This is a genomic window from Terriglobia bacterium (assembly GCA_036496425.1).
In the GTDB taxonomy this organism is placed as follows: domain Bacteria; phylum Acidobacteriota; class Terriglobia; order 20CM-2-55-15; family 20CM-2-55-15; genus 20CM-2-55-15.
Genome location: DASXLG010000142.1, coordinates 1 through 10,366, shown reverse-complemented (window position 1 = coordinate 10,366; position 10,366 = coordinate 1). Strand labels below are relative to the sequence as shown.

Annotated in this window: 13 protein-coding genes; 3 read left to right on the top strand and 10 right to left on the bottom strand. The window is 57.0% G+C overall.

What is annotated here, in order from left to right:
- The 10 genes from VGK48_10195 to VGK48_10150 all read right to left on the bottom strand — a co-directional run.
- A partial coding sequence (locus VGK48_10195; GenBank protein ID HEY2381535.1) for a P-loop NTPase fold protein occupies window positions 1–348 on the bottom strand: 348 nt, incomplete at its 3' end.
- Between the two features lie 119 nt (window positions 349–467).
- Window positions 468–1,610: an acyl-CoA dehydrogenase gene (locus VGK48_10190; GenBank protein ID HEY2381534.1), complete on the bottom strand. Its 1,143-nt coding sequence runs from the start codon at window positions 1,608–1,610 to the stop codon at window positions 468–470.
- 18 nt (window positions 1,611–1,628) lie between these two features.
- Window positions 1,629–2,171, bottom strand: coding sequence for a hypothetical protein (locus tag VGK48_10185; protein HEY2381533.1), 543 nt, complete (start codon window positions 2,169–2,171; stop codon window positions 1,629–1,631).
- A 55-nt stretch (window positions 2,172–2,226) separates the two neighbouring features.
- Entirely contained in the window at window positions 2,227–2,685 is a 459-nt protein-coding gene (locus VGK48_10180) for an Rrf2 family transcriptional regulator (protein ID HEY2381532.1), read from the bottom strand.
- Window positions 2,686–2,745: 60 nt separating this feature from the next.
- Complete coding sequence (locus tag VGK48_10175) at window positions 2,746–3,204, bottom strand: group 1 truncated hemoglobin (protein HEY2381531.1); 459 nt, start codon at window positions 3,202–3,204, stop codon at window positions 2,746–2,748.
- 102 nt (window positions 3,205–3,306) lie between these two features.
- A complete protein-coding gene (thiL, locus tag VGK48_10170) occupies window positions 3,307–4,242 on the bottom strand; it encodes a thiamine-phosphate kinase (protein ID HEY2381530.1) in 936 nt (311 codons plus the stop codon).
- On the bottom strand, window positions 4,239–6,659 hold the full coding sequence (gene lon / locus VGK48_10165) for an endopeptidase La (GenBank protein ID HEY2381529.1): 2,421 nt from the start codon (window positions 6,657–6,659) through the stop codon (window positions 4,239–4,241). The genes thiL and lon overlap by 4 nt, the downstream gene beginning before the upstream one ends.
- 57 nt (window positions 6,660–6,716) lie before the next feature.
- Window positions 6,717–7,082 (bottom strand): Hsp20/alpha crystallin family protein, encoded by a 366-nt coding sequence (locus tag VGK48_10160; GenBank protein ID HEY2381528.1) that lies wholly within the window; start codon window positions 7,080–7,082, stop codon window positions 6,717–6,719.
- A 3-nt stretch (window positions 7,083–7,085) separates the two neighbouring features.
- Complete coding sequence (gene nrdR, locus VGK48_10155) at window positions 7,086–7,544, bottom strand: transcriptional regulator NrdR (GenBank protein HEY2381527.1); 459 nt, start codon at window positions 7,542–7,544, stop codon at window positions 7,086–7,088.
- Window positions 7,545–7,630: 86 nt separating this feature from the next.
- Window positions 7,631–8,575, bottom strand: a complete 945-nt coding sequence (locus VGK48_10150) for a lysylphosphatidylglycerol synthase transmembrane domain-containing protein (GenBank protein HEY2381526.1) — start codon at window positions 8,573–8,575, stop codon at window positions 7,631–7,633.
- A 140-nt stretch (window positions 8,576–8,715) separates the two neighbouring features.
- Between VGK48_10150 and VGK48_10145 the strand changes: the two genes are divergently transcribed.
- From VGK48_10145 to VGK48_10135, 3 genes are all read left to right on the top strand, one after another.
- Window positions 8,716–9,279, top strand: coding sequence for a sigma-70 family RNA polymerase sigma factor (locus VGK48_10145; protein HEY2381525.1), 564 nt, complete (start codon window positions 8,716–8,718; stop codon window positions 9,277–9,279).
- Between the two features lie 66 nt (window positions 9,280–9,345).
- Window positions 9,346–9,849, top strand: a complete 504-nt coding sequence (locus VGK48_10140) for a zf-HC2 domain-containing protein (protein HEY2381524.1) — start codon at window positions 9,346–9,348, stop codon at window positions 9,847–9,849.
- The coding region (locus VGK48_10135; protein ID HEY2381523.1) for a B-box zinc finger protein at window positions 9,846–10,366 on the top strand (521 nt) is incomplete at its 3' end. The genes VGK48_10140 and VGK48_10135, both read left to right, overlap by 4 nt.

The following is a 10,366-nucleotide window of genomic DNA, read 5'->3' as shown; positions in this document are numbered from 1 at the left end:
GCCGAGATTCCCGCGGGTCGCCATGCTGCGAATGTAAACACCCGGCGTCTGCATTCGGATGCGATCGCCCAGGATGGCGCCGCCCGTGAAGGGACTGGTCGGATCGACCGCAACGATGGCCAGCGTTTGCTGTCGTTTTTGATAAAGTCCGGCAAGGCGGTCTACCAGCGTACTCTTGCCCGATCCCGGACTGCCCGTCACTCCGATGACTCTGGCTTTTCCACTGCGCGGAAACAGCTTTTGAAGGATGGATAGACTGTCTGCCGACCGGTTCTCAACCCGCGTGATCACCCGCGATAGCGCCCGGGTTTCCCCGTTGAAGAAGTCATCCAGCAACTGATCAGTCATAAAAAACAGGAACACAAAAGCACGAAGAGGGATCTATCGGAAGGTGCATCATTCGAGGTTTCTGCATTTCTATATTTGAAATGAAACAACTTCCAATGATGCAATCTCCAATTTCATCTTCAGTCTCGAAGTATTTCTCTCGCGATCACCAGTCTCTGGATCTCGCTCGTTCCTTCGCCGATCGTGCAGAGTTTAACGTCGCGATAGAATTTTTCGGCGGGATATTCCTTGATGAAACCGTAGCCGCCGTGGACCTGGACGCACTCATTGGCGACGCGGACAGCAACCTCGCCGGCGTAAAGCTTGGCCATCGATGATTGGGTTGTGGTCGGCATGCCCTGGTCTTTCATCCATGCGGCGCGATGCATCAGGAGGCGGGCCGCATCGATCTCCGTCGCCATGTCGGCAAGTTTGAACTGGATGGCCTGAAACTCCGCGATCGGTTTTCCGAATTGTTTCCTCTGCTTTGCGTAATGCAACGCCGCTTCGTAAGCGCCCTGAGCCATGCCCACGCCGAGCGCGGCGATGCTGATGCGGCCGCCGTCGAGGATCTTGAGCGCGTCGATAAAGCCGTGTCCCGCCTCACCGAGGAGATTGTCTTTCGGTACGCGGCAGTCTTCAAAAATGACCGTCGAGGTGTCGCTTGCGCGCAGTCCGAGTTTGTTTTCTTTTTTGCCGGGGAAAAATCCGGGCATGCCTTTTTCGAGAATGAATGCGGAAATGCCGTGATGGCCTGCAGTCTTATCTGTCACCGCCATCGCGACGCAGATATCACCGTAGGTCCCGTGCGTCGTGAAGGTTTTCTGACCGTTGATCACCCAGTGATCGCCCTCGAGCCGCGCCGTCGTCTGTGTGCCGCCTGCATCGCTTCCCGCCTCCGGTTCTGTGAGGCTCCATGCGCCGATCTTTTCACCTTTTGCCAGGGGTACCGCGTATCGCCGCCGCTGCTCTTCCGAACCGAAGTTGAAAATATGCCCGGTGCAAAGCGAATTGTGCGCCGCCACGGAGATTCCGATTGAACCATCGACCCGCGACAGTTCTTCGATGATCGTCACGTACTCCACGTATCCCAGTCCGGATCCGCCGTATTCCACCGGAACCAGGACTCCCAGAAAACCCAGGTCCGCCAGCTTCTTCAGAGCTTCGCGGGGAAAGATCTGCTTCTCGTCCCATTCCATGACGTGAGGACGAATTTCCTTTTCCGCGAATTCTCTCGCGATGCGTTTGATTTCAAGCAGTTCTTCGCTGGAAGTGAACTCCATAAAAGACTCCTGTTCCGCTTAGACGATCGGATCCGCCATTACCCAGGTTATATCGCAGTCACCGCACCGGTAACGGTTTCCGGTTGTTTCGATCTGATCCACGCGGATGAATGACGACGAACAAAACGGGCAGTAATTGATCGCGCAAGGCTCATTGGACGGCTCGGTCAGCCGGCCTGGCAGTTCTTCGATCGACGACAGGAGTGTTTCGACAATCATCGATTGACTGCGGCGCCAGTCGCTGCGTGACGGCCATAGAACTTCAATGGCCGTGGGAATCCAGCCGTGTGGTACGCCCGGCATTTCGGAAGGAGTGGCGTAGCTCAGGAGGCAGTCCACGCGGCAGTCGGTGCCGGCAAGCTTCCCGTCGAGGATGCGCAGAAGATCTGCGAGCCGCTGCAGGCCGGTCGAGCCGAGTACATTGACTTCGAGCCAGAGACTGTCTTCCTGCTTGTGGCCGGCACAGCATCCTTCCAGCCGGATCCAGGGGAATCTTCCCAACTCCTTCAGGACGGGCCGCAGGGCCCGGTCAGCCTTGCTGAGGATATCGGAGTTCGACATTATTTGAGGATACCATTTCTTACTCGAAGTGCCGCCAACCCTTTGGATTCAGCACTTAAGGTTTATCGGTGACCTGGGCGGCAAATACTTTGGCGAGCCGGGCTCCTCGCTTTCGATCGAGAAGATCCGCGAGAGTGTAACGATCGAGCACCGCCAGAAAAGCTTGCGTGGCTTCGGAAAGCACCGGCTTCAGCCGGCAAATGCTGATGATTGGACAGGTGTTGGTCTCGGCGTCGAAGCATTCGACGACTTTCAGGTTGGCTTCCGCTTTCCTCATAACCTCGCCAAGGCAGATTTGATCCGGCTCTCTTGCCAGACAAACCCCACCGGATCTTCCGGCAACGACATTGACGAAACCGTGCTCGTTGAGTGTTTGAACCACTCGCACCAGATGGTGCCGGGAAATGCCATATGCCCGGCTGATCTCCTCGGTCGAGACCATTTGTCCGGGCGCCTGGCTTCCCAGATAGAGAAGGACCCGGAAGGCATAATCCGTGTGAAGCGTCAGTTGCATGAGGACCGGCTGCCGCTGCGTCCCGGCGTCCTGACGAGGCGCAGCGGCATATTCTTATTGTTACGAACCGCTTTGGACGATTGATTTCTTCAGCGATCCGACAACCGTCATGAGTTCGCCCTTCTCTTTGCTGGGCACCTTTAATTGGTCAAGCTGGGCGGAAAGATCCTGGGCAACGGCGTCGAACGCTTCGCTGGTTACCGCTTTGTTTTTATGGATAGTGGCCATGTCCGGCCCGGTCCATTTGCACTGACCGCCCAGACTCGAACAGAGAAAGGTCGCCAGATGGGCTTTGTAGGTTTTGGTATTTTCCGGCGTGGACGCAGCATGTGCGAACCATTTGTTCACTCGGCCGTCGGCGAGAATTCGATCGACCAGCCCGTTAGCCACGGCCTCGATCGCCGGTTGTCCTCCCAGCCGATCGTAAAGCGATTTCGCCGGCGCCTTGGCCGTTTGCGCGAATAGTGTTCCGGTCAACAAAGTTGCGGCCAACACAAGCCCGCCCGCAAATATTTTCATTGAGCTCACTCCTTGGATACGTAGGTTCATAAAATGAGCATGTAACTTACATGGTTTAGCGAAACATCGTCAATCGAAAGTTTTTAGCCGTGTTGGGATTTCTTACTCGAAGTGCTGCCAGCCCTTTGGCTTCAGGACGGATTCGCGGGTCCCTTCAATGATAAAAGCCTGATGTTCGCCCACGGATTCGATGATGTCACCAACCGGCGTGAGAGTAATGCCTTCAATCATCCTCGGAAGGCCGGGAGGGCCGGTGACGATCAACTCATATTCCTCTCCGCCATGCAGGACGTGGTGATCCTCGGCGCCCGGCCAGCCGGGCAGTCGGTCCTTATAGATGCGCGCCGACATTTTCGATTCCTGGAGGATGTGAGTCAGGTCCGTGGAAAAGCCATCGCTGACATCGATCATGGCGTGAGCGCGGGCAGCGATGGCCGGTCCGACTTTGTAGCGGGGTTCGGGGTGCAGGTGGCGTTTCACGGCGGCATCATCGGTCATTCCGGCTTTGAGACGTTCGAGACCCAGCGCGGACGAGCCGAGCATTCCGGTGACGTACACGGTGTCGCCGGCCTTGGCGCCGGAACGGCGAACGGCGTGGCCGGCAGGCACGCGGCCGATCATGGCGACATCGACGAAGATTCGATCTGAAGCGGAAGAGTCTCCGCCTGCGAGTGATATTTCAAATTGCCGGCAGGCGCTCTCAACGCCGCCGAAGAAGTCTTCGATCCAGGTCCAGTCCAGTTCCGGCGGTGTCGCCATCGAGATCAGGAAATGCGTCGCCACGCCGCCCATGGCGGCGACGTCGCTGACATTGGCTGCGATTGCTTTGTAGCCGATCGAGGCGGGAGGATGCAGGCCGCGGATGAAATGACTGTTTTCCGCGACCAGGTCGGAGCAAAAAACCAGTGAATGACCGGCCGGGAGATCGATGACCGCGGCATCGTCGCCGATGCCGACCGGAAGTTCGTCCGCTTTGGCTCCGAAACGCTCCCGGATCCGGCGAATCAAACCGCCCTCGCCGAGATCCTTGAGTTTCACACCACGGCCTCGGCGCCGCGCCGCAGGCGCCGGTGGCCGCGAACGATCTTTGCCGGTTTTCGTTCGAGTAGAGCAGCCTTGAAGACGCTCTTCACATCATCGACGAAAACGAACTTCATTTCATTGCGGATCGTTTCATTCACGTCTTCGAGATCGCGCCGGTTCAACGCCGGGAGAATGACAGTGTCGATCTTGGCGCGCCGTGCGGCCAGGACTTTTTCTTTGATTCCACCGACCGGCAGGACCTCGCCGCGCAGTGTGATTTCACCCGTCATCGCGATTTTGCGCCGCACGGCTTGCCCCGTGAGCAGAGACAGAATCGCCGTCGCCATCGTGACTCCGGCGGACGGACCGTCTTTCGGGATTGCGCCCTCCGGAACATGGACGTGAATGTCGTGTTTGCCGAAGAAGTCCTCGCGTATCCCGAAATCTTTCGCGTGAGAGCGCGCATAACTGAGAGCCGCTTGCGCCGATTCCTTCATGACGTCTCCCAGTTGGCCGGTCAGTGTGAGAGCGCCGCGGCCCTTCATTGTGGTCGCTTCGACGAAAAGCACGTCGCCGCCGGCGGGAGTCCACGCCAGACCCGTTGCAACCCCGATCTGATCGTGTTTCAACAATTCCTCCCGGAAGATCTTCGGCCGGCCGAGGAATTGATCCAGATTGTCCGTGTGGATTTTCCGGACTTTCTTTTCCCCGGTTGCCACCTGCTTCGCCACCTTGCGGCAGACCGCCGCTATCTCACGTTCGAGATTTCGCAGCCCGGCTTCCTGAGTGTAATTGTTGATCATGGCTCGCAGGCCTTCATCCGTAAACTGCAGGTGGCTTTTCTTGAGACCGTGTTCTTCAATCTGTTTCGGAATCAGATGCCGTTTCGCGATCTCCAGCTTCTCCTCCTCCGTATAGCCGCTCAGTTGGATGATCTCCATGCGGTCGCGGAAGGCCGGCTGAATCGGGTCCAGCATGTTTGCCGTCGTCACGAACATCACGTTCGAAAGATCGAACGGCACTCCAAGGTAGTTGTCCCGGAATGCAAAATTCTGCTCGGGATCCAGAACTTCGAGCAGCGCCGAGGATGGATCGCCGCGGAAATCGGCGCCGATTTTATCGACCTCGTCCATCATGAACACCGGATTGTTCGTACCGGCCTGATGAATGCTCTGGATGACGCGTCCGGGCAGTGCGCCGACGTAGGTGCGCCGGTGGCCGCGAATTTCGGCTTCGTCATGCACGCCGCCGAGACTCAAGCGGACGAACTTCCGGCCCAGAGCCTTCGCGATCGACTTTCCGAGCGATGTCTTTCCGACGCCCGGAGGCCCGACGAAGCAAAGGATCGGCCCTTTCGAGTCCTTTTTTAATTTCCGCACCGCAAGATGTTCCACAATGCGGTCTTTGATCTTCTCGAGACCGTAATGGTCCTCGTCGAGAATCTTCTGGGCCTTCTTGAGGTCCAGATTGTCCTTGGTGGATTTTGCCCAGGGCAACGAGACCATCCAATCCAGATAATTCCGCAGCGTGGCGGTCTCCGCGGCGTCCGGATGCATGCGCTCGAGGCGGCCCACCTGGCGGTCGGCCTCCTCGGCGACATCTTTCGGCATCTTGGCCTTTTTGATTTTGACCCGGTATTGTTCGATCTCTTCCTGCAGCTCGTTGCCTTCGCCGAGTTCCTGCTGGATGGCTTTCATCTGCTGCCGCAGATAGAACTCGCGCTGGTTCTTATCCATTTCGCCGCGCGCCTGCGTATTGATGTCGTTTTGAATTTCGAGAACTTCCGTCTCTTTCGCCATCAGTTGATTGACGAGACGCAGCCGTTCGACCGGATCGGTCGCCTCGAGCACCTCCTGCGCTTTTTCGACTTTCAAGTCGAGATTGGAGGCAACGAGATCGGCAAGCCGCCCCGCATCATCGAGGTTCGCGGCGATGGCCACAAGGTCCGGCGAAATGTTCTTACCCAGCGAAACCATCTTTTCGAGCGTCGATTTCACATTGCGGATGAGGGCCTCGAGTTCCGGCGTGATTGCCGTCACCTGAGGCTCGGTTTTCGGCTGGACCTTTGCGGTCAGGTAGGGTTTCGATTCGTCGTACGACTCCACCTTGGCGCGTGAAAATCCCTGAACCAGAATGCGGATCCGGCCATCCGGCAGTTTGAGCATCCGCATGATGATCGACACGGTTCCGAACTCGTGGAGATCCGCGGCCTTCGGGTCATCCACGTTAGGATTCTTCTGCGAGACCAGCAGAATCATCCGGTTTTCCGCGAGCGCCTGGTCGACCGCTTTCGCGGAGCGATCCCGGTTCACAAACAGAGGCGCGATCATGTAAGGGAACATGACCACGTCGGGCAGCGGCAGAACCGGAAGAACATCCGGAATACTAACTTGTTGCTGCTCCGGGGCTTGATCCACTTTGACGAGTTCCATGCTCATAACTTATATGCCTCGATGCCGGAACCACAAGAAGAGGTCGGGGCAGCCCCATCAACCTATCGGAATAATCGTGATTTCCGCCTCCGCGCGTTTCGGCAGATGAATCTTCAACAGCCCATCCTTTAATTGCGCTTTCGCGCTTTTCTGGTCGACCGGAATCTTGATCGAAATCTCGCGCCGGAAATGGCCGTATGCCCGCTCGACGCAAAGATAGGCGGCGACGTTCTCGTCGGCGCCCTGCTGCCGCTTTGTGCCTGAGATGATGAGGACGCCGTCGTTCCATGCCAGTTGAACGTCGGAGCGGTGGACGCCCGGCATTTCCACGTAGATCACAATTTCGCCGGGCCGCTCGCAAACATCGACGATCGGACTCCAGGTTGCGCCCTGGCGCGCCTGGGCTTGGAATTCGAAGTACATCGGCTACTCCCGGTTCTTCAGCAGATCTTTGAGCTCGCTCATGAATTCCTGAACATCTTTGAAATCGAGATACACGGAGGCGAACCGGACGTACGCCACCTTATCCAGGTTCTTGAGCTCATTCATAATCATCTCACCAAGCGTGGTGGTTGAGACCTCCCGTTCGCTGGAATCCTGAACCATGGTCTCAGCTTTGTCCGCGATCGATTCAAGCTGAACCATCGAGACGGGCCGTTTTTCGCAGGCTTTTAGAATGCCGGCAAGAACTTTCTGCCGGTCGAACCGCTCCCGGCGCCCGTCTTTCTTGACCACCATGTATGGGATTTCGTCGATGCGTTCATAGCTGGTGAATCGCCGCTGACAGGCCAGGCACTGGCGCCGCCGGCGGATCGCATCGCCCTCCTTGCTCTCGCGCGAGTCCACCACCTTGTCGTGAAGGTGGCCACAGAAAGGACATTTCATATTTTGATTAATGGCTGCGCGCTATCGCGCTTGCATTGTTTACTGCTGCGACCTGCCGGCCTTGCGCTTCGCCCGCTCCGCTCATGCTATTCCGCCGGGACTGCTTGCGCCTTCAGGTCTTTCAGCGACAGTCCATGAGAAACCATGTATAAGGCGCCAGCCACAACGACGGGGACGGAACTGGACGCCCAGGCAATCAAAGAAGTTGCCACGGCTTGCTCTTTGGGCAAAGCAAAGAATGTGGTCATGCAGAAAATATATCCGGCTTGAAAGCCGCCGCCGATCCCGGGAACCTGCGCAACCGAGCCGATCGCAGTCACGACCATGACCAGCGTCGCCGCAGCAACGGAAAAGGACAGCTTCATTCCAAGCAGCATGAACCAGAATTGAAAAGCGATGGCGATCCACAACACGGCCGAGTGGGCAATCACCAGCCCGAAAGTGCGGCTCTTCTCGAGAAACGATAAGCCGTCCGAGAAACTTCGCAACAACGAAGACAGTCTTTTGAACGGGACAAAATCGACGATCCGATCGATATTCGATCGAAACAGAAACAGAACCCCGAGACTGACCACCGACCCCAGGATGATGATCCAGGCGGCATTTTTCATCAGGGTAAGGGTTCCGATAGCGGCCGTCGGCACTTTCACCAATAAAAGCGTGCAGGCAAACAGGACAACGAGCATCACCGAGTCAAAAAAGCGCTCCACCACCAGCGTCGCCATTGAAACCGTCAACGGAATACGCTCCTTGCGCGTCAACCATAGCGGCCGGATCAGCTCACCGGCCCGTCCGAGTACGCAGATCGCCGAAAACCCTACGAGATTCATACTGGTGAGCGGCCCCAGCGGAATGGACTTGAGCGGATGAAGCAGAACCTGCCAGCGGATCGCCCGGATAAAGAAGGTGAGAAATGTTGCGGCAATCGAGACCGTCAGCCATAGGGGCTGCACGTTCCATAAGCTGGTAAAAAACAAGCTCCAGTCAAAGCTGAAGTCGCTCCAGCGATAGACGAGGACCGTGGCTATCACTGTCAAGATCAATAAAAACAATGACTTCCGGCTCATGACTGGGCGATTATCGCAGAAAGGTAATAAGAAGTTGAAACTTTTCTTCGTGCCACCTCGTTCATTTATAACGAGGTAGCGCAAGCGGACGGAGCGGACCAAGGTTGCAGACAACCGATGCGGAGCTGGTGAAAGGCTGCCTGGCGGGTGACCACAGGGCCTGGGAAACCATCGTCCGCCAGCACAATCAGCGGATATACAACCTGGCTTACCGCTTCACCGGGAGATTTGATGAGGCCCAAGACCTTGCTCAGGAAATCTTTTTCAAAGTCTATCGTTCTCTCGGCTCGTACCGGCCGGAATCGGGCGCACTCGCCACATGGATGGTCCGGGTTGGCCGCAATCACCTCATCGACCACTACCGGAAGTATAAGACTGAGCGCAGCCATACCGAATCGCTGGAAGTCGACTACGATAAAGCCGAAGAAAATCCCGCGCGCTACTCGAGTCCGGCGCAGGCTCTCGAACAACGCGAGCTCTCCGAACGCGTTCACGCCGCCCTGCTCCGGATCTCGGAAGATTTACGCGAGGCGGTTATTTTGCGGGATTTAGAGGAGTTCACATATGAGGAAATTGCGGATATGTTGAAGCTGCCTCTTGGTACGGTGAAGTCGAGGATCAATCGCGGCCGTGCGGAGTTGGCCCGGCTGCTGAAAAGGGAACAATGAAGAAACCACAAAAAGCACAAGAGGCACATGCGCTTTTTGCGCCTCTTGTGGTTTCTTCTTGAATTTATGAACTGCGCAACTGTTGAAGAACTGGTGTCGGATTATCTGGAAGGCGCGCTGAGCACGGAGCATCATCGTGCTGTCGGCGCCCATCTCCAGACGTGCCCGGCTTGCGCAATATTGCTGGCCGGTATTACAGAGGTTATATCGGCAGGAAGAGCCTTCCCGGTATACGAACCGCCGCCATGGCTGGCCGCTCGCATCGTCGCCAACACACCGCGCATTACGCGCGAAAGCTGGACCGACACCATGACTTCGGTATGGAAATGGATCGTCGAGCCGCGCACCGCCATGGCGTTATTCACGGCAGTGCTGGTTCTGGGCTGGATGGGAAGTCTGGCCGGGATTTCGCCCGACTGGGCAACCGCGGTCCGGCACCCGGCCGCCATTTACTACAGCGCTCACGGCGTTCTGGACCACGCCTACGACGGAGCGATCCGCAAGTATTACCGCTCGCCGCTGGTGGCGGAGATTCAGGCTCGCATCGATCAGATCAGGGAGATTTCTTGATGAATTGTGTGTATCACGCCGAAGCCCCGAATGTTGCGTTCTGCATTCAGTGCGGGCAGGCGCTCTGCAATGACTGCATTCGCAAAGTACAGGGCAGCGTTTATTGCGAAAAATGCCTCGGTGACATCGTCAAGCAGAAAGCGACGGGATACGACGAACCGCGCTCGATTCACAAGGATGTCGCCGGCACCAATCCCGGCGCGGCCTTTGCCCTCGGCCTGCTTCCGGGAGTCGGCGCCATCTATAACGGCGAGTTCGTGAAGGCCGCCATCCATATATTGATATTCGGAACGCTCGTATCCCTGGCGGATGCAACCGACGCGCCTCTTTTTTCTCTGGCGGCCTTCGCGTTCTATTTCTATATGCCGTTCGAGGCGTATTACACCGCAAAGAAACGGATGCTTGGCGCCCAGGGCGTCACGCTGGAGACGCCGATCGACAGACTTCAGCAGCAGTTCGGAACCATGAAGGACAGGGAACTGTGGGGCGGCGTCGCACTGATCGTGCTGGGCGGCAT

Excerpts from the sequence above, each read along its gene's own strand:
- VGK48_10190 (HEY2381534.1), bottom strand. The coding sequence starts at position 1,610 with ATGGAGTTCACTTCCAGCGAAGAACTGCTTGAAATCAAACGCATCGCG.
- VGK48_10185 (HEY2381533.1), bottom strand. The coding sequence starts at position 2,171 with ATGTCGAACTCCGATATCCTCAGCAAGGCTGACCGGGCCCTGCGGCCC.
- VGK48_10180 (HEY2381532.1), bottom strand. The coding sequence starts at position 2,685 with ATGCAACTGACGCTTCACACGGATTATGCCTTCCGGGTCCTTCTCTAT.
- VGK48_10175 (HEY2381531.1), bottom strand. The coding sequence starts at position 3,204 with ATGAAAATATTTGCGGGCGGGCTTGTGTTGGCCGCAACTTTGTTGACC.
- lon (HEY2381529.1), bottom strand. The coding sequence starts at position 6,659 with ATGGAACTCGTCAAAGTGGATCAAGCCCCGGAGCAGCAACAAGTTAGT.
- VGK48_10160 (HEY2381528.1), bottom strand. The coding sequence starts at position 7,082 with ATGTACTTCGAATTCCAAGCCCAGGCGCGCCAGGGCGCAACCTGGAGT.
- nrdR (HEY2381527.1), bottom strand. The coding sequence starts at position 7,544 with ATGAAATGTCCTTTCTGTGGCCACCTTCACGACAAGGTGGTGGACTCG.
- VGK48_10140 (HEY2381524.1), top strand. The coding sequence starts at position 9,346 with ATGAACTGCGCAACTGTTGAAGAACTGGTGTCGGATTATCTGGAAGGC.